This window comes from Ruficoccus sp. ZRK36 (assembly GCF_019603315.1).
In the GTDB taxonomy this organism is placed as follows: domain Bacteria; phylum Verrucomicrobiota; class Verrucomicrobiia; order Opitutales; family Cerasicoccaceae; genus Ruficoccus.
Window position 1 is genome coordinate 1,994,219 of sequence record NZ_CP080649.1, and the last position, 17,010, is coordinate 2,011,228.

Sequence of the window (17,010 nt, forward strand, 5' to 3'; positions counted from 1 at the left end):
TGGGAGGGATGGGCAGATGCTTGTGCTCACGGTCGGGTCTCTCTGGTCTCGGGGGTTGGCTACTCGGTGTCTGAATCCAGGTAGATTTCGTTCATCCGTGAGGCTGGCAGGAAGTCCACGCTCTCCACCACGGCCTGCCCCTCAGGGCTGACGATGAAGTCGATGAACTCCTGGACAATGGGGGTGCGCTCTTTACTGACATCGACGTAGAGATACAGCGGGCGGGCCAGCGGATAGCTGTTGTTGGAGGGCATCTTGCCGTCCACCGGCAGCACTTTGACACCGGGGGTGTGGATGTAGGCCAGCCCCACATAGCCGACTCCGTACGGGTTGTGCGCGACCTCGGCGGCGATTTGCTCATTACCGGCCAGCTTTTGCGCGAAAGGGGAGTAATTGCGGCGATGCAGGGAAAGTCTCTGGAATAGGCTGTATGTGCCCGAAGAGGTATTACGCGTATAGATGGAAATGTTTCCGCTCATCGGGCTGATCGCGCTCCAGTCCTCCACGTCGCCGGTAAAGATCATCTCGATCTCCCGCAGCCCGAGCTTTTTCAGGGGGTTGTCCTCGTTGACGATGATGGCGATTCCGTCAACACCGACAGGGATGGGCTCAAGTTTGACGCCCTTGGCATTGGCGGCGCTCAACTCGCTGCTCTGAAGCTCGCGGCTGGACATGGCGAGGTCCGCCTTACCGTCGATGATGGCTGCGATGCCCGTGCGCGAGCCTTCCGCCGAGATTTCAAAGGTGACGGTCTCGCCCTGATTTTTCTTCTGGGCGATGAATTCCTCCTTCAGCCGGGGCATGAGCTTGGCTCCCAGCGTATCCGAGCCCTTGATGACGATTTTATCCGAAGCCTGCGCGGTCGCACAAATCAACAGCATCCAGCCCAGTAACAGCGAGGCTGGCAGGAGTTTTTTGCGCAGGTGGAGGAGTGATCTCATCAGGAATGTTTCCGTTTTAACCGGACGTATATATCAGAGTAATGTTACGTCCATGTGAATAATGGGCTTTTTCTTTAAAATATTCGTAGCAACAGCGTTTACGGCCCGCTGGCTCTGAGCATGAGGAGCCCCTCAACGACGCCCTGAGCGTACTCCTCGACGAGTCCATCCGGCAGCGGCTCGGGGGCTTCGGCTTCGGCCTTGAGCCGAGGGTAGACGGCCTGACTGTTGGCGACATAGGGCTCCAAGAAGACGACGGGGCAGCTGTAGAGGCGGTTCGCGAGGAGGTTGCGCCCCCACACATAGGGCTGACCGACGAGGGGGACGGCATTGGAGCCGGTGTAGCGGAAAGGCGGCAGGCCGGTCGCGTCGGCCAGCCCGGCCGCCACAGCAGCGGCGACCTCGGCCTCCACGCTGCCGGAGTCGTTGAGCAGCTTGATCAGCATCTCGGCCCGGACATCGTCGTAGGAGAGCTCCTGCGCGCTGTAGGCACCGTTGACGAGCGCGTGCAGGTGATTGGGAGTGAGCAGCGTCGGCTGTGCCGGATTGGGGAACTCCTCGGCGTTGATGTGCAGGCAGATAACGAGATCGGGGCGTAGCTGCTCGTTGACGAGCTCTGCACGGGCACGGATATCGCTGACCCGGTAGAAAAGGATGTTACTCAGGCGCTGGAGGTCAGCTGGGGTGGGGGCTGGCCCCTGTGGGTTCTGGTCCGCATACCAGGCCTCCGCCCGGGGGCGCAAGCTTTCCGGCGTCTCTGCCGTGACGGGGCCGGGCTGATCGCGCACGAGGCTGACCTGGGCTCCGAGGGCCTGCAGTTTCTTTTTCAGGACCTGTGCCACAGACAGCACGAGATCCCCCTCCTGGATGAGCGGCCCGCCCTCAATGCTCCAGCTGCGCCCCTCCTGTGGGCCATAGCTGCCGCCGAGATGGCCGGGGTCGAGCGCGATGTGCCATCCGGTAAAGGGCTGCTCAGCCGAGGCCTCTGCCAACAGTTCCTCGGGTTTACGCCAGCGGCGGGGCACGGGGGCGGCGGTTTCGGTACTCTCAGCGAAGACCAGCCGGTAGGGCGCGCTGTCGGTGCCTGTCTGGATGAGGGCGGCCTCGGGGGTGACGGTGATACACCCCGTCCATGCGCCCCGCGGCGCATAAAGCGTATCGAGTCGCCTCAGGAACTCCTCTCGGGTCAGTGTGCGCTGGAAGACATCGAGGGTGCTCCAGTCGGGATGTTGGCCGAGGCTGGTCACGTGATTAGCGTAGGTGAGAGGGGGCCAGAGTGAGGCGAGCAGGATGACAAAGGCGAAGATGAGGCGTGCGGGCTTGCGCATAGCGGGCTTTCGGGCATGAATCCGGACAAGTCTTTCATTCAATCAACGCCTGGCACTGACCAGGTTGTTGCTTTAAAAAACATCACTCTAGTCCTATGTCTCCTGCCGAACAACTGCAAAGCGCGGCCAAACGCCTGCGCGAAGAGCTGGCGGGGTTGCGCTTTGGCGCGCCCGTTACCCACATCTACCAGCCCCTCGACTACGCCTGGGAACCCCATGCCCAATATCTGGAAAAATACGGCAACGCGACCAAGCGGGTAATCTTTATGGGGATGAACCCCGGCCCCTTTGGCATGGCGCAGACGGGGGTGCCCTTTGGGGAGATCGAGGCCGTGCGGGACTGGATCGGGATAGAGGCTCCGGTGGGCAAGCCCCCGGTCGAGCACCCGAAGCGCCCGGTCGACGGGTTTGCCTGCACGCGCTCCGAGGTCAGCGGGCGGCGCCTGTGGGGGCTGTTCGCGGAGAAATTCGGCCCCGCGCAAAATTTTTTCCGGGAGCATTTCGTCGCCAACTACATCCCGCTGCTGTTCTTGCAGGCTGATGAAAAGGGCTGCCGGAATATCGCCCCCGACAAGCTCGGGGCCGCTGACTCGGCCGCCCTGCTCGCTGCCTGCGACGAGCACCTGCGCACGGTGGTCGAGGTCTTACAGCCCGAGTGGGTGATCGGCGTGGGTAAATTTGCCGAGGGGCGCGCCCGCGAGGCGCTCGGCCCGGACGGCCCGAAGATAGGGACCGTCCTGCATCCCAGCCCCGCCAGTCCCGCCGCCAACCGCGGCTGGGCCCCGCAGGCCACAGCCCAGCTTGAGGCCCTCGGCATCTGGGTGCGTGACCGCACAGGACATTGATGGGGCGCTACGCGCCTGCCCCGGCTGAATAGCTGGGGAGCTTTTTTATGCCTCAAAGTCTTCGTCATCCCGCCGCCTTGGCGGTGGCATCGGTGATGCTCCGCCGCGCATCCCAGGGACAGGACTTGCCCTGAGGGGAAAATAGTCGTTGACAATAGCGGGGGAGAGGTCTTTTTTCGTCCGCTTTCCATCAATTTCAGAGCCATGAAAGTCGTATCTTCCATCAAATCGCTCAAGAACCGCCACCCGGACTGCCAGGTAGTCCGCCGTCGTGGACGGATCTATGTCATCAACAAAACCAACCCCCGCTTCAAGGCGCGGCAGGGCTAACCTTTTAAGGCGCAAGCGTGAAAAAAGATCTTCATCCCAAGTACCAGCCCGTCGCCTTCGTTGACGTTGAAACTGGCAGCAAGTTCCTGACCCGCTCCACGGTCCGCACCTCTCAGAAGGAAACGATCGACGGCGTCGAGTACGGTGTCGTGGTTTGCGACGTGACGAGCCACTCGCACCCGGCCTTTACCGGTGAAAAGCGTTTTGTGGACACCGCCGGCCGCGTGGAAAAGTTCCAGAACAAGTTCCGCCGTCGCCGCGGCAACTAAGCCCGGAGCTGCAACACTTTTACCTGACGCCGCCTCACGAGGGCGGCGTTTTTTTGTGTCAGGGGGCGGGCCACAGGCTCACTGCCGGCGTGCGTGGCATCCGTTTAGTTCTTTATTATATTTGGGGCTCTGCGCCCCCAATCCCCGCAGCAGGCAAAGCCTGCACTTTCGATGCTGCGCATCGCGTCCAGGATTATGCGGACGTGACACTGGCCCCTCAGTGCCAGCGGGGGATAACTTACGCTGCGCGGCCTAAGCCCAGGTCTATCCCTGGCGGACCTTGTCCTTGGCCGCTTCGCGTTCCTCATCGAGACGGGCGCGCTCGTTGAGGAGCTGTTTCTCGATAGCGGCGCGCTCGTCGTGACCGGCTTTAGCGAGCTGTCCTTGGAGGAAAATCTCCTTTTCGGCGATCTTCGCATCGTACTTTTTGTCGATGTCGGCCAGTGCGGCCTTTTGCTCAGGGCTCAGCTTGACGGCTGGTTCGCTCTTTTCGAGCCGTTCCATGGCGAGTTCGTAGGCGCTCTTCATGGTCTAGAGCTTGGCGAATTCTGCCCCAAAGACAAGCACGGGGGTGAGGATGGCTGGCGGAATCAAATACGCGACCGGATGGTGTCTTGCCCAGCGGGACACGGCCAGCAGACTAAGCAGTAGCGCGAGCGAGGCCGTAGGTGCTACCCACTCAGCCCGAAACCCCGCCTGCCAAAATCCACCCGGCAGCGTGATGGATGAGCTGACCACAGCCCACATCTCCCAGATGACGGGCCGGATCGCGGCATTGACGATGGCTCCCAGGGCGGGGATCGCTGCCAGCCCGATGATCGCAGAGGCGAGAGCTCCGACGATGACGATCGTCGCCAGCGGGATCAGGATAAGATTTAACAGGACAGCGCCGGGAGCGAAGATATTGAAGTACTCGATCGTCAGCGGGCTGGCGAAAATAAACGCGGCCACCGACACCGCGAGCGACGCACACAGGATTTTTAGCAGATACCGCAGCAGACGCTGGAAACGGCTCAAGCTGTCGGCGGGAATGAGCCGGTACGGGTCGAGCCGTGCCATCGCCCACTCCGATAGCGGGGCAGCATAGAGCAGCAGGGCAGCGACAACCAGATAGGAGAGCTGGAACCCGGCGGAGAATAGTTGGCGTGGGTCTATTAAAAGCACGGCCAGGGCCGATCCCAACAGGGCGGAGAAGGGCGCGGGCCTGCGGCGGAAGAGCTGGGCACCCCAGTAAAACGCTACCATGAGAAACGCGCGCAGGGCCGACGGCGGTGCGCCGATGATCTGCACGTAGAGCAGCAGCAGGGCCAGCCCGAGCGCCGCTGCTGTCGGGGCAGGTACGCGCAGCAGCCGCAGAATAAGCGCAAAGGCCCCCGCGATGATCCCCACGTGCAGCCCGCTGACGGCGAACAGGTGCATGGTCCCGCTGGCGATAAAGGTTTCCTTCTGTGAGCGGGCCAGCTCCCCCTTGTCCCCGAGGAACATCGCGGCAGCCACACCGGCCAGCGCTTGCTCACCAGCGGTCTCGGCGCCCGCGTGCAGCGCGGTGTTGATGCGGCGGTTCATGTGGTGGCACCAGCGCCTAAAGCCGCTCGCGGTATGCTCGATCTGGAGCGCGTCCCCTTGGCCGATCTGGAGCACGTAGCCGCTTTGCACCAGATACTGCTCGAAGCCGTTCAAATCGTCGTCCGGATTCAGCCGGGTAACTTTTCCCCGCGCCCGAATAGTGGCTCCCGGCAGGGCTTCGCCCCGATCGATGTCTTCAGCCCACAGTGAAAACGCTATCGGCTGCCCATGCAGATACGGCTGGAGTCTCGGGGCCTCACTCACCGTGGCCAGCCCGCTCAGGCGCGGAAACTTTTTTCCGGTCTGGAAGACCCGGTCGATCTTCAGGGCGACCTCCGCCTCTCGCGGCGTAAAGCTCTCGGGCGGCAGGGCAGGGGGCTCACGGTGCAGCGCGCAGGCCCACGCCAGGAGCGCCCCGGATACGATGATCAGGAATCCCCAGACAGGCCTCACAAACCACCGCTCACGCAGGGTCAATACACACGCGCAGGCGGCCACGGCCAGCCCCGTCGCAGCGAGTGCCACCGGGGGCACAGTGGCTCCCAGCACCCGCGCCAGGATGATGCCCCAGACCAGGGGAGCCGCCAGCCAGAGCAGCGGGGCGTGTCCATCGGTACGTGGGGCGGGCATGCTTTTAGTGATTCAGAAAATCAGGCTTTGATAAATGCCAAATGCTAAAAAGCACGGTGTGCAGTTGGGAGCGTCTTCAGTGGTCGTCCTGGCGACGCCACCATCCGGCCAGGAGCGAGCCGGTGATGTTGTGCCAGATCGAGAAAAGCGCACCGGGCAGGGCGGCGGCAGCCGAGAAGTATTTGATCGCCAGTGCCACCGCGAGGCCGGAGTTCTGCATCCCTACCTCGATAGCCAGCGTGCGGCAGGTGCGCGCGTCTCGCCCGAGCAGGTGCGGGACGCCATAGCCGAGCGCAAGTCCTGTGGCATTGTGCAGGGCGATTGCCAGCGCCACCGCCAGCCCCATCTCTCCGATACTGGTCCGGTTGAGGGCGACAATGATCGCGATGATCAGCACGATGGCGGCGACGGACAGGAGCGGGAACACGTGCTGCACCGGACGCAGGCGCTGCCCGAAAAACCGGTTCACGATCATCCCGGCCAGGACGGGCACGAGCACGATCTTGGCAATGCTCAGGAGCATGGGGCCGGCGGGGACGGGTACCCGCGTGCCTGCGTAGAGGAGCGTCAGCAGGGGGGTGGCGAGGACGGCCAGCAGGGTTGACACCGTGGTCAGCGTGATGGAGAGGGCGACGTCTCCGCGCCCCAGGTAGCAGATAACATTCGAGGCTGTGCCTCCCGGGCAGCTCCCCACAAGCACCAGCCCGGCCAGCAGCATCGGGGGCAGGTCAAGCGCCGCAGCGATGGCCCACGCCGCCAGTGGCATGACCAGGTACTGCAGGGCGACACCAAGCAGAATCGTGCCCGGTCGCCGCAGCACCGCTGCGAAATTATCCCAGCTCAGGGTGAGCCCCATGCCGAGCATTACCAGCCCCAGCAGGGGGACGATGGCAGGCTTTAGCGCTGCAAAGGGCGCTGGTATGGCGTAGGCCAGTCCTGAGAATAGGATGGCCCAGACCGGAAAGAGTGAGGTGAAGCGTGCGCTCAAAACGATGCCTCCACTGCCTAGGCGTTGTCGATGCCGACTCCGTGGCTGATGAAGTTCTCACCACGGACACGCAGGGGCTGCTTCATCGCGCTTTGCAGATACGCATGAGCAGCGGTGACGGCCTCGGCCAGCTCTAGTCCCCGTGCGAGGTGTGCGGCGATGGATGATGATAGCGTGCAGCCGCTGCCGTGCGTATTGACATTATCAATACGTTTAGAGCTTAGCTGATATGGCTCATCGCCGGGGATGGCGAGGGTGTCGATGAGAGTGCCGCCGGGTAGGTGGCCGCCTTTGAGCAGGACGGCGGTTCCGTATTTCTCGCATAGCTCCTGAGCCGTGGCGGCGAGCTTATCCACACGCTCCACGGGGCGACCGAGTAGGACGGTGGCCTCGTCGAGATTGGGAGTGATCAGGGTGGCACACGGCAGCAGTTCTTTCTCCAGTGTGGCGACGGCGTCGGGCTGGAGCAGGACGGCGCCCGAGGTGGAGACCATGACCGGGTCCACCACGGCGGGGATGTTCTCACGCTGGATAAAGCGGGCGGTGGTCTCGATCAGGGGGGCGGAAAAAAGCATGCCCGTTTTCAGCGCGCGGATGGGGAAGTAGGCGGCCAGTTGATCGAGCTGTGCCTGGAGGAAATCCGGGGGAACCTCGTGGATCGCGCTGACGCCCTCGGGGTTCTGTGCCGTGAGTGCCGCAAAGGCGCTGACCCCGTACACGCCGTGCGCGGCAAAGGTCAACAGGTCGGCCTGGATGCCGGCCCCGGCTCCGCTGTCGGAGGTGGCGATGGTGAGGGCGACGGGCAGTTCGCTCATAGGTATCGATGCAATGCGAACCGCCCGCCTATGGCAAGCTCTGGCTGGGGCGAAGCGCTGGCGTTGTCTATGCCGTTGCATAAAAAATGCCTGAGGCGTGTGGCCTCAGGCATGGGGTGGAAATTACAGTGCTGCGTTAGCTGCGCTTTCTTGCAGCCTTCCGGGCCGTTTTCTTCGCCACCTTGCGAGCCGTTGACTTCTTGGCGGCCTTCTTCGTAGCTTTACGGGCCGTCTTGCGAGCCGGGCGCTTCTTTTTCGCGCCGTGGCGTCCGGGGAATGTCAGCTCCGCTACGCCGGACTTATCGAGCTCGCCCAGGCCCTCGGCCGTCATCTTGTCGTACTGCTCTTTGGTCGCAGTAGCGACAGGGAGCTTCAGGCGGCTCTTGCGGGCCAGCTTGAGTGCGATGCCGGAATCCTTGGCCGCGTGAGAGGCCGAGAAAAAGCAGTCGTGGTCGCGCTTGATCATGTCCTCGGAGTCCGTTTCCAGCACGCGGCTGTTGGCCCCTGTCTGCGAGAAGACCCGGCAGAGCAGGTCGAGGTCAATGCCGAGCGCTTTACCCAGGCCGAGTCCTTCGGCGAGGCCCGCGGTGTTGATATTCATGACCATGTTGACCAGTGCCTTGACCTCGGCAGCCTTGCCCGCCTTGCCGACGTAGATCAGGTCCTTGCTCAAGTCGCTGAGCACGGGCTCGACCTTCTTAAAGGTCTTTTCTTCGCCACCGATCATGAGATAGAGGGTGCCTTCGCGGGCCTGCGTAATGGACGAGGCCATACAGCCCTCCAGTGTCTGGGCGCGGCGGCGACGTGCGAGCTTTTGGATGTCGCGGTGAAGCTCCGGGGTGACAGTGGCGCAGTTGATGAAAACCTTACCGGCGGATTTCTCCAGCAGGTTGTCGCGCTTAGCCGTGAAGATACGCTTCATGGCTGTGTCGTTCGTGACGACGGTCAACACGATATCCGAGGCGGCGGTGACTTCGCTCAGCTTGGCCGGAGCGGCACAGCCCAGTTCTTCAGCGAGTGATTCGGCCGAGGGGCGGTGGACATCGTACACGGCGCTCACGGGGTAACCACAGTCCGCCAGGCGACGCGCCATATTCGCGCCCATACGGCCCACGCCGACAACGCCGACAGCGGGTTTGGTTTTACGGGATTTTTTCTTAGGCATAATCAGCAATACAGGGCAAACGCTGAGACCGCAAGCAGGCGGCGCACAAAAGCGTCCTGTATGGGGGAAAGGGGATGTGAAAGTCTCTCGCCTAGGCGAGGCAGGGGTTGTGCTCGCGCTCCTCGGCGACGGTTGTCATCGGGCCGTGGCCCGGGCAGAGGATGGACTCCGGGGGGAGGGTCAATATCTTCTCGCGATTGTTGCGCAGAGCTTGCTCCCAGGCACTGGGTGCGCCACCCATCGACCCGGCAAAAAGCGAGTCCCCCACAACGGCTACGGTGCTCTTGAGCCCCTGGACAACGAAGGTCATGCCGCCTGCGGAGTGCCCGGCTGTGTCCAGGGAGAGGACACCGAGGGATCCGAGTGTAAAGCTGGCGCCCGCATCGATGGCGGCTGCACCGTCGATGGGCTCGTGGCAGGAGATGTAGGTCGGAGGGTTGCCGGTCTCTTTCTGCAGGCGTGGCAGATCCTTGATGTGGTCGCCGTGTGAGTGGGTCAGCAGGATGAGCCGGACGTTCAGCTCGTGCTGCCTGATGGCCTCGAGTATGGGGGTCGCATCGGCCCCGCTGTCAAAGGCGATGGCGTCGCGGGTCTGAGGGTCGTAAATAATATAGGCATTAACGGTCATGCCTTCGTAGCCCTCGGGGTAGGGGGTTGTAATGGCCAGGAGGCCTTCCGTCTGGACTTCGGCAGGCTGGTACTTACCGGCACCCAGATCGACGAGGGCATCCGCATTCAGGTTCAGGTGGGGGGCAAGAGCCCGGAGGGCGGCCTCGTCTGTTTCTCCATTTTTGACTTCGGTCAGACGCTCCTTGCTCAAACCGGATTTTTCGCTTAGCTGTTCGTCTGTCAGGCCAAGACCGCTTTGTGCCTTGGCGACGACGTCTTCAGCGTTGTCTTCGAGGTGTAAGACCATGTCTGCGCATACTGCTAATTTCCTACTAAAATGACAAGAGCAATTCCGATACTATCTGGTATACTGGCGATGCTGGTGGCGGGCTGTGCCAGCTCAGAGGTACCCTACACGCGTGTGTCTGTCCCGATCACTGCCCCGCGTAAGATCGAGCCCGCCGCGAGCTTCCATTCCCACCTCATTGATGAAAGCTCGGGCATTGCCAAAAGTACCCGCTACGAGGGTGTGTATTGGACTCACAATGACAGCGGTGACCGCGCCCGGATATTTCCGGTGACCCTGCAGGGGGAGACCGTCGCCATGGGAGACGGGCTGGGCATACCCGTGAAGCTTGCGCAGAGTCGGGACTGGGAGGACATCGCCTCGGACCACAAGGGGAACCTGCTGATCGGCGACTTTGGTAACAACGCCAACATGCGTGAAGACCTCTGTGTGTATATCGTGCCTGAGCCCAACCCCATCGATGCGAACCAGGCCATCGTCAAGCGCGCGATCCCGTTTTACTTCCCTGAACAAAAATCCTTTCCTCCCGCCGAGGCGAACTTCGATGTAGAGGCGATCTTTGTCGCCAATGATACCTGGTATGTGCTGACCAAGCACCGTGCCGACGCCGATACCTGCCTCTATCGTTTCGACTCCTACCGCGAGGATAAGCCCAACGCGCTGACACTCGTGTGCCGCTTCGGGGCGCGCGGGATGGTGACCGCTGCCGATGCCTTGCCCGACGGCAGCCGCGTGGCCGTGCTCTCCTATGACAACGTATGGGTCTTTGAGCCACCCGAGGGAGACATCGACCGCCTGCCGGAGGGCAAGGTCTACTGGCGTCCCTACCGCCTCGGGCAGTGCGAGGCCATCTGCTTTATCGATCGTGACACGCTGCTGGTCACCAACGAGCAGGGAAAACTCTTCGTCATCCCCATCACGGATCTGATCGAGGTCCAGCAATAGAACGGCCGCTGTTTTCACAGCAGCATTCCGTTTGCTCTCCAGTGCGCGAGATTCGCGCCCGCTCTACTTCTGGGCCGGAGGGGTCGGGCTGATCGTCACTGCGATGCAGGCCTTTTTAACCGGTGATGTCAGGTAGATGCCCAGACGGTGGGCGACGGGCTTCTCGGGTTTGAAGAATCCCAGCACCGGGCTCTCGGCGATAGCGAAGGGCTCGCCGCCGGTGTCGATGGTCGCATAGAGGGACACGCCTTTGTGCGTGACCTTGACCGTCGAATCGTCGAGGACTTCAAAGCTGCCACGCGAGACCAGAGCGGTCGAAAAGGCTTCCGGCTGGCTGTTGAGAACACAGTCGGTGACGACGATTGAGCCGGGGTTGTTTTTTCCGGGGCGCTCATAGCGAAGGGTGCGTACCAGCTGCTCAAGGCCAGGTGAACGATAGCCCTGGGTCATGTCGATCGTGATGGTGTCGGTCTGATCACCGGCGGTCGCGCTGATGACTTCACCGTAGGAGTCTTTACCGAGCTTCTGCATGCGCCCGGCGACGAGCGGGACCGGGTGCCCGAATGAATTGTTCAGGCTCACGTCATAGCGATGCTTGCTGAAGGACTTGGCGGAGTAGCGCTCCATGCCGGGGTCGAGCAGGACGGGCTCGCCCTCGTACTCGACGACATAGCTGCCGATATCATTGTGGTTGTGGTGCTCACCGTTATTGCTGATGCGGATGGCGACGCTCATGCCTTTATCGGCATCGGGGCCGGGGCGGCAGATGTACTGCTCGCTGTTGGGGAACCAGCTCCGAAGCGCCGGATCGTCCATGCTCAGGTCTGCGGCGTTGAAGTTTTTAACCTGCGGAGCGTCCTCACCAAAGGACCGGATGATGAGCGAGTAAAGATGCGGCCCGAGCGAGTGGCGCGCTCCGCGGTTGATCACGCCAAACTCGCTGCGGTCGGCGCCGGGGAGCCCGTAGCGGACAGCCGAAAACCGAACCAGACGCATGTCCGGTGAGCCGGTCGCTGACTGGTCTCCGAACGCCCCATAGACGCCGTCGGAGAGCTCGAGGGTGACGGGTGACTGGCTGATGCGAAACACCTGCTCGTTATCCAGCAGGTCGATCGCGCCCTGCGTGGATTTGCGGATCTCCTCGCTGGCGTAGAGGAAATGCCCGTAGCCGTAGGTCCAGTAGCCAAGACCTTCCTCGCTGATGCCCTCCGTGCTGAAACTGTCGATATAGCGCCCGAGTATGACCTCGGCGATGGCGATGAACTCAGCCCGCAGTTTGGGGTCCGTCTCCAGCGTCAGCGCTGCCCCGGTGATCGAGCCGCCGCAGACGGCGGTCCAGTTGTTCGGACTGACCATCCACCAGAACGGCTTACCGGTGCGGACGGCCTTCAGGTAGGGGCCGAGCACACGGTGCTCGATCTCGGATTTCACGCGGGCGTGCAGAGCGGGGTCCAGGACATCGGCGAGCCAGTAGTCTATCGTGGCCAGTGTCCACGCGAGCTGCGAGGAGGGCAGGTCGATGGTGATTTCCTTCCCCTCGAAGACGTTCAGGCTTTTGTTATGGGAGGGGATGCTCCAGGCCCCCTGATCGAGGATGGCGGTCAGTGTCGCCTCCAAGGCGGGCAGAAAGCGTCCCTTGTACTCCAGGGCTTCGCCCAGGGCCAGGTCGCGCAGCCGCTCGTAGCGGGAGTTTGCCGCCTCCTGGTAGGGGAGCCGGCTCCCGGTCTTTTCATAGGATTGCCAAAGCTCTTTCGTGATCGGGACGATCGGATCGTTAAGCGCCTTCTCGGCGCACTTCATCAAAAAGTCAGCCTCCGGCTGAGCAGCAAGGGCGTCCCAGACTTCACGATTGCTGGCGGGGGCTCCGACTCCTACCGGCTCGGTCGTCAGGGTGGCAGCGATCTTGTCGATCTGCTCCGCAGTGGGTACGGGTGGCGGCGGGAGCTTTTCACGCCCGGCATAGATATTGTTTAGCTCTTCGTCTCCCAGCGCGGGGAGCGGGTCGGGCGCGTCAAAGGTCGCGATGGTCGCCTCTGTCGGTGCGAGCGGTGCGGCGACAGAGGCCTTGGGGGTGGTCGGTGCTTCAGGGGCTGTTTTTGCCTGCTCCTGACACCCGGTGCTAAACAGGCTAAGCGCAGCCAGTGACAGGGCTGGAAGGGTGGTCAGGAGGGGTTTTTTGAGGGAAATGGGTGTAAGCATGTTAATGATTATTTGCTGTCCGGGAGGGGCCATTCGGCGTTGAGCTGGGCAAGCAGCTTGGCCTGAACGTCTGCGTAGGCCGGGTCGTTGGCGAGGTTCTTGGTTTCCGGTTGGGGCAGGGAGTAGTCGTAGAGTTCCAGGGCGAGGACCTTGCCGGTCTTGGCGTCCCACCAGCGGTTGAGGCGGTAGTCTCCACTGCGGACGCTGCGCCCCTCGATACTGCCATCCCAGTTCATGGCGGCGTTTTTGCCGCCCTTACCGCGAAGCGTCTCGGTATAGGCGACGTCCTTGCCCTGGGCATTCGGGTCGAGCATCTGCGGCATCAGGCTCTTACCGGCCAATCCCGGCGGGTGGGGAAGCTCCAGGAAGTCGAGCACCGTCGGGTACAGGTCGATGAGCTCAACGGCCTGGTCGATGCGCAGGGGCTGGGCCTTGTTACCGGGGACGTGGATGATCAGCGGCACGCCGCAAGTGGCCTCGAAGAGCGCGGATTTGTCCCAGCGGCCATTGTCGCCCACATGGAATCCATGGTCGGCGGTGAAGATAACGAGCGTCTCGTCCTGCAGGTCGAGCTCCTTGATGGCGTCCATGATCTGGCCGACCAGGTCGTCAACGAAGCTGGCCGAGGCGTAGTGGCCGATCATTTGCTCGTACTCGACATCGTAGCGCGGGTCTCCGGGCTGGAGGGCGGCCTTACGGCTCCCGCGCACGGCGAGGGAAGGCGCCCCTTCGGGGATGCCGCCCGGCTCGGGGAAGGGAAGTGTCTCGTCCGCGTACAGGTCAAAGAACTTCTTCGGCGCGGCAAAGGGCCGGTGGGGGCGCTGGTAGCCGACATAGAGGAAAAAGGGTTCGTCCTTTAGCTCGCGCATGATCTCGATGGCCTTCTGCGTCACCCGGCCGTCCGGATAGGCGGAGTCCGGCGCGTCCGCGGATTCAGTGAGCGGCCCCATTTTGATCCAGCCACCTTTCCAGCCGTTGTTGCGGTCGAAGTTGTCCTGGAAAATCTTCTGGTTTTCGGGCAGGGCGTATTGATCCGCACCGCCGGCTTCGCCCAAGTCGCGGCGTGACCACGAGGCCGGGTCGGGCGGACCGTAGGTCTTGCCCAGTCCGATGGAGGTGTAGCCAAACTTTTGCAGGTACTGGGGCAGCGTCTGCACATCGGGCAGGAAGTTACGGAAGCGCGACTTGCGGTAGTTGTTGTCGCGGGTGCCGACAGCGTCGGGGCGCATACCGGTCATGATGCTGGCCCGTGAGGGTGTGCAGATTGTGGCCTGGACGTAGGCATGCTCGAAGAGGCTGCCCTCGTCGGCCAGTTGATCCAGATTGGGGGAAATGACCGGGCCGCCGTAGCACTCGAGGCGGGTGCTCAAGTCATCGGCGAGGATAAAGACGACGTTCTTGGCGCTGGCTGCCTGGGTGGTGAAGGCAAGGGCAAAGCCCATAGAGATAGTACGCAGGATTTGCTTCATAAAAAGTCAGGTGGGGTGAGGGGAGGTGAAAGTGCGAGCCTAGGGTCTGTTCAGGTAAACGCTCAAAGCGGCTTAAGCTGGGTCTTTTTGATCTGGAATCGACGTTTTTCGACTCGATGAATCTTGATTCACTTCGTCTCAAAACATCAATCCAGCCTCGAAAAATTCCTCAGCTATCCATCTTTTCCGTTTACCTGAACAGACCCTAGTGATCCGTGCTACCGGACCTCAATAGAATCTGCGATGCATACGTATTAAGTGGTCGGCGAAGATAGATGCCTGAATCTGTGGTCGGAAAGGGGGACAAGCGAGTTGCGTTGAATGAAGGGAAATGCGTCAGGCGCGCCCTGTGCGTTTGGTTTGTTTTCTGACCGTTTGGCCGTCTTTCCAGACGCTCTCAAGCTGGAGCATGCGCCGGACTTCCGGCACCCCGAACTCGCGGCGCCGAATCGCTCCGACCAGTACATCCACCGCGGCGGCTCCGACCGACTGGGGATGCTCATGGATGCCAGCATAATAACGCTCCTGCTCCAGGCAGGAGAACTGGGCAATACCGATGTCGCGAGGGCTGTGGACGCCGATCTCTTTCAGCGTATTTTCGACAAAGGGGGTATAGTCCGAGAGGACGGCCACCGCGTCCGGGCGGTATTGGAGGTACCAGGCTTGCAGCAGTTCTGCCTCTCGGCTGTATGAGGAGCGTAGGCGCAGGGTGGGGATCAGCTTTTGCAGCCCCGAGCCGAGCACGCTGATTTCGAATCCCTGTGGCCATAGATGGTGGTTAAACTTGCCGATTTCCTTGGGGCCCAGCGATATGATAGCGGCGACCCGGCGATAGCCCAGCGCGTGGAGATTGCGGACGATCTCCGAGGCGTTGTAGTAGTGGTTCGGGCAGACCGAGTGGAAGCGCGGCTCCGTGACCGACCAACCAAAGGTGACGGCGGCGAAGTGCTTCCACTCGAGCTTGAGTGCCGGGCCGGGATGCAGGAGGGGCGGCAGGATGACGCCCTCGATCCCGCGGTTGTAAAGGATGTCCGATAAGCGGCGCTGGTTGGGGGCCTGCATATCCACCTCGAAGTTCTCCAGCCGGTAACCGCTTTTGAGTGCCTGCTGCTGGGCCCCCTCCCGATAATGGAGCCAGGCAGAGTCACTATAGCTTTTCAGCTTGTAGACCTCAGGGTCATTCAGCCAGGCCAGTGTGCCGTGGTAGCCTTTCTCCTGAAGGTTTTCTCGGTAGGAGGCCAGGGCGGTCAGCATGGGGTCTTTGAAGTAACCCAAACGCCGTGCCGTCCGCAGGACCTTCTGGCGGGTTTTCTCACTGATGCGGGGGTCGTCGCGCAGGGCCAGGCTGACGGTGGGCTGACTCAGTCCGGTTGCCTCGGCAAGGTCTTTCTGGGTAACAAGGTCGGCCATGCTTACTTGATAGATGAAGGCTGGAATGCGGTGTGGGGACAGTACAACGAGCCGAGCCTGAACTCAAATGAAATTAATAAGTATAAACAGAGCCCTCCGTGGACACTGGCAGGGGCCCGGTCTAGGTATTAGAGTGTGCTGGAAACAGTAGCACCCAAACCCTTCAACCCCTCGAAACACGACACCCTATGGACAAAAAAACACTTTTACTCAGCCTCTCAACAATCGCGCTATCGGCCCTGTGTCAGGCGCAGTGGACGGACCTCGTCTCCGATGACTTCAACAGCTACTCCTTTGGCGATCAGCCGGGTGGTAACTGGTACAACACGAATGCTCCTTCCAATACCGGGGGCAACGATAACGTGACCAACGAGGAGGGCGGCACCAACCCCTATGGCGTGACGCTTCCGGCCAGTGTCTTTGGCAGCGGAAACGCTCTGTACTTTTATGATCTTTCCGATAGCCAGATCGCGCGTGCGGGGATCAACTTTGGGGACAACAGCCAGAGCTACGACATCGTGCGGGCCAGCTTTGATTTCAGCTTTGCCCAGCTGACCAGCGGCACCTCTAACTTTGGCACGATCTGCTTCACCAGTGCGGATACGGATGCCTTCTCGGGGGGGACGACGCACAGTGTGCATATCAGCCTCTTCAACGACGGTAAACTCGGCTGGACCGGTGGAAACCTCTCGGTTTCAGATCCCACGGGTGCCCATACGATGGACATCGTCGCCAATGGGACGGACAGCAACTTCTCCTACACGTCGCTCGCCGGTAGCGGATCGGTGACCCTGTCGGCCTATTCCTTCGACCTGTATGTCGATGGCGTGCTGGTCGCCGCATCGGTAGGCTTTACCACGCCGAGTGTTGAGCTCGGGCGCTTTGGGATCGTGACCTTCGGGGGCACGGAGGGCGAGTTCATGATCGATAACTTGGAGACGTACACCACCACCGTTCCCGAGCCCGCAGAGTCGGCTGCGCTGTTGGCCCTCGTTGTCGGGCTGTCGGCTCTGGTGCTGCGTCGTCGCCGCAAGCTTTAATCCCGGAGAGGGGTCCGGGATGTCCAAAAGGCGCCACCGGAACGCATTGTTCCGGTGGCCCCCGATGACTCCTCGCCATTCGTTGTTGCTGCTGGTGTCGGGGCGCAGTGGGTCTGCATACGTATGTAACGCGGATTCGATGGACTTGGCGTCA

The 17,010-nt window shown here is 61.7% G+C and carries 16 protein-coding genes; 5 read left to right on the top strand and 11 right to left on the bottom strand.

Annotation, left to right across the window (positions count from 1 at the left end; translation table 11 throughout):
* Window positions 1-59: 59 nt before the first annotated feature.
* Window positions 60-941, bottom strand: coding sequence for a phosphate ABC transporter substrate-binding protein (locus K0V07_RS08770; RefSeq protein ID WP_220621016.1), 882 nt, complete (start codon window positions 939-941; stop codon window positions 60-62).
* Window positions 942-1,039: 98 nt separating this feature from the next.
* Window positions 1,040-2,269, bottom strand: a complete 1,230-nt coding sequence (locus tag K0V07_RS08775) for an N-acetylmuramoyl-L-alanine amidase (RefSeq protein WP_220621017.1) — start codon at window positions 2,267-2,269, stop codon at window positions 1,040-1,042.
* A 95-nt stretch (window positions 2,270-2,364) separates the two neighbouring features.
* Between K0V07_RS08775 and K0V07_RS08780 the strand changes: the two genes are divergently transcribed.
* From K0V07_RS08780 to K0V07_RS08790, 3 genes are all read left to right on the top strand, one after another.
* Window positions 2,365-3,114, top strand: coding sequence for a uracil-DNA glycosylase family protein (locus K0V07_RS08780; protein ID WP_220621018.1), 750 nt, complete (start codon window positions 2,365-2,367; stop codon window positions 3,112-3,114).
* A gap of 204 nt (window positions 3,115-3,318) precedes the next feature.
* Window positions 3,319-3,444 carry a type B 50S ribosomal protein L36 gene (gene ykgO / locus K0V07_RS08785; protein WP_185675278.1) on the top strand — a complete coding sequence of 42 codons (126 nt, stop codon included), beginning with the start codon at window positions 3,319-3,321 and terminating at the stop codon, window positions 3,442-3,444.
* Window positions 3,445-3,461: 17 nt separating this feature from the next.
* Window positions 3,462-3,713 (top strand): type B 50S ribosomal protein L31, encoded by a 252-nt coding sequence (locus K0V07_RS08790; RefSeq protein WP_220621019.1) that lies wholly within the window; start codon window positions 3,462-3,464, stop codon window positions 3,711-3,713.
* A gap of 264 nt (window positions 3,714-3,977) precedes the next feature.
* Here the strand turns inward: K0V07_RS08790 and K0V07_RS08795 are convergent, their stop codons facing one another.
* From K0V07_RS08795 to K0V07_RS08820, 6 genes are all read right to left on the bottom strand, one after another.
* Entirely contained in the window at window positions 3,978-4,241 is a 264-nt protein-coding gene (locus K0V07_RS08795) for a hypothetical protein (protein ID WP_220621020.1), read from the bottom strand.
* A 3-nt stretch (window positions 4,242-4,244) separates the two neighbouring features.
* Entirely contained in the window at window positions 4,245-5,909 is a 1,665-nt protein-coding gene (locus K0V07_RS08800; protein WP_220621021.1) for a ComEC/Rec2 family competence protein, read from the bottom strand.
* Window positions 5,910-5,985: 76 nt separating this feature from the next.
* Window positions 5,986-6,897 (bottom strand): bile acid:sodium symporter family protein, encoded by a 912-nt coding sequence (locus tag K0V07_RS08805; protein WP_220621022.1) that lies wholly within the window; start codon window positions 6,895-6,897, stop codon window positions 5,986-5,988.
* A 17-nt stretch (window positions 6,898-6,914) separates the two neighbouring features.
* Entirely contained in the window at window positions 6,915-7,712 is a 798-nt protein-coding gene (thiD, locus tag K0V07_RS08810) for a bifunctional hydroxymethylpyrimidine kinase/phosphomethylpyrimidine kinase (protein WP_220621023.1), read from the bottom strand.
* 136 nt (window positions 7,713-7,848) lie between these two features.
* On the bottom strand, window positions 7,849-8,877 hold the full coding sequence (locus tag K0V07_RS08815) for an NAD(P)-dependent oxidoreductase (RefSeq protein ID WP_220621024.1): 1,029 nt from the start codon (window positions 8,875-8,877) through the stop codon (window positions 7,849-7,851).
* Between the two features lie 91 nt (window positions 8,878-8,968).
* Complete coding sequence (locus K0V07_RS08820; protein WP_220621025.1) at window positions 8,969-9,793, bottom strand: MBL fold metallo-hydrolase; 825 nt, start codon at window positions 9,791-9,793, stop codon at window positions 8,969-8,971.
* A gap of 30 nt (window positions 9,794-9,823) precedes the next feature.
* On the opposite strand from K0V07_RS08820, the gene K0V07_RS08825 reads away from it, so the two are divergent.
* Window positions 9,824-10,738, top strand: a complete 915-nt coding sequence (locus K0V07_RS08825) for a hypothetical protein (protein ID WP_220621026.1) — start codon at window positions 9,824-9,826, stop codon at window positions 10,736-10,738.
* A 63-nt stretch (window positions 10,739-10,801) separates the two neighbouring features.
* Here the strand turns inward: K0V07_RS08825 and K0V07_RS08830 are convergent, their stop codons facing one another.
* From K0V07_RS08830 to K0V07_RS08840, 3 genes are all read right to left on the bottom strand, one after another.
* Window positions 10,802-12,937: a heparinase II/III family protein gene (locus K0V07_RS08830; RefSeq protein WP_220621027.1), complete on the bottom strand. Its 2,136-nt coding sequence runs from the start codon at window positions 12,935-12,937 to the stop codon at window positions 10,802-10,804.
* A gap of 8 nt (window positions 12,938-12,945) precedes the next feature.
* On the bottom strand, window positions 12,946-14,406 hold the full coding sequence (locus tag K0V07_RS08835; RefSeq protein ID WP_220621028.1) for a sulfatase: 1,461 nt from the start codon (window positions 14,404-14,406) through the stop codon (window positions 12,946-12,948).
* Between the two features lie 336 nt (window positions 14,407-14,742).
* On the bottom strand, window positions 14,743-15,816 hold the full coding sequence (locus K0V07_RS08840) for a LacI family DNA-binding transcriptional regulator (protein WP_220621029.1): 1,074 nt from the start codon (window positions 15,814-15,816) through the stop codon (window positions 14,743-14,745).
* A gap of 188 nt (window positions 15,817-16,004) precedes the next feature.
* Here K0V07_RS08840 and K0V07_RS08845 point away from each other — a divergent pair, with 188 nt between their 5' ends.
* Window positions 16,005-16,856, top strand: coding sequence for a PEP-CTERM sorting domain-containing protein (locus tag K0V07_RS08845; RefSeq protein WP_220621030.1), 852 nt, complete (start codon window positions 16,005-16,007; stop codon window positions 16,854-16,856).
* Window positions 16,857-17,010: the final 154 nt, after the last annotated feature.

What these genes read in the sequence shown, in the direction of transcription:
- K0V07_RS08770 (WP_220621016.1), bottom strand. Translation starts at nt 941, where the DNA reads ATGAGATCACTCCTCCACCTGCGCAAAAAACTCCTGCCAGCCTCGCTG.
- K0V07_RS08775 (WP_220621017.1), bottom strand. Translation starts at nt 2,269, where the DNA reads ATGCGCAAGCCCGCACGCCTCATCTTCGCCTTTGTCATCCTGCTCGCC.
- K0V07_RS08780 (WP_220621018.1), top strand. Translation starts at nt 2,365, where the DNA reads ATGTCTCCTGCCGAACAACTGCAAAGCGCGGCCAAACGCCTGCGCGAA.
- ykgO (WP_185675278.1), top strand. Translation starts at nt 3,319, where the DNA reads ATGAAAGTCGTATCTTCCATCAAATCGCTCAAGAACCGCCACCCGGAC.
- K0V07_RS08795 (WP_220621020.1), bottom strand. Translation starts at nt 4,241, where the DNA reads ATGAAGAGCGCCTACGAACTCGCCATGGAACGGCTCGAAAAGAGCGAA.
- K0V07_RS08800 (WP_220621021.1), bottom strand. Translation starts at nt 5,909, where the DNA reads ATGCCCGCCCCACGTACCGATGGACACGCCCCGCTGCTCTGGCTGGCG.
- thiD (WP_220621023.1), bottom strand. Translation starts at nt 7,712, where the DNA reads ATGAGCGAACTGCCCGTCGCCCTCACCATCGCCACCTCCGACAGCGGA.
- K0V07_RS08815 (WP_220621024.1), bottom strand. Translation starts at nt 8,877, where the DNA reads ATGCCTAAGAAAAAATCCCGTAAAACCAAACCCGCTGTCGGCGTTGTC.
- K0V07_RS08820 (WP_220621025.1), bottom strand. Translation starts at nt 9,793, where the DNA reads ATGGTCTTACACCTCGAAGACAACGCTGAAGACGTCGTCGCCAAGGCA.
- K0V07_RS08825 (WP_220621026.1), top strand. Translation starts at nt 9,824, where the DNA reads ATGACAAGAGCAATTCCGATACTATCTGGTATACTGGCGATGCTGGTG.
- K0V07_RS08830 (WP_220621027.1), bottom strand. Translation starts at nt 12,937, where the DNA reads ATGCTTACACCCATTTCCCTCAAAAAACCCCTCCTGACCACCCTTCCA.
- K0V07_RS08835 (WP_220621028.1), bottom strand. Translation starts at nt 14,406, where the DNA reads ATGAAGCAAATCCTGCGTACTATCTCTATGGGCTTTGCCCTTGCCTTC.
- K0V07_RS08840 (WP_220621029.1), bottom strand. Translation starts at nt 15,816, where the DNA reads ATGGCCGACCTTGTTACCCAGAAAGACCTTGCCGAGGCAACCGGACTG.
- K0V07_RS08845 (WP_220621030.1), top strand. Translation starts at nt 16,005, where the DNA reads ATGGACAAAAAAACACTTTTACTCAGCCTCTCAACAATCGCGCTATCG.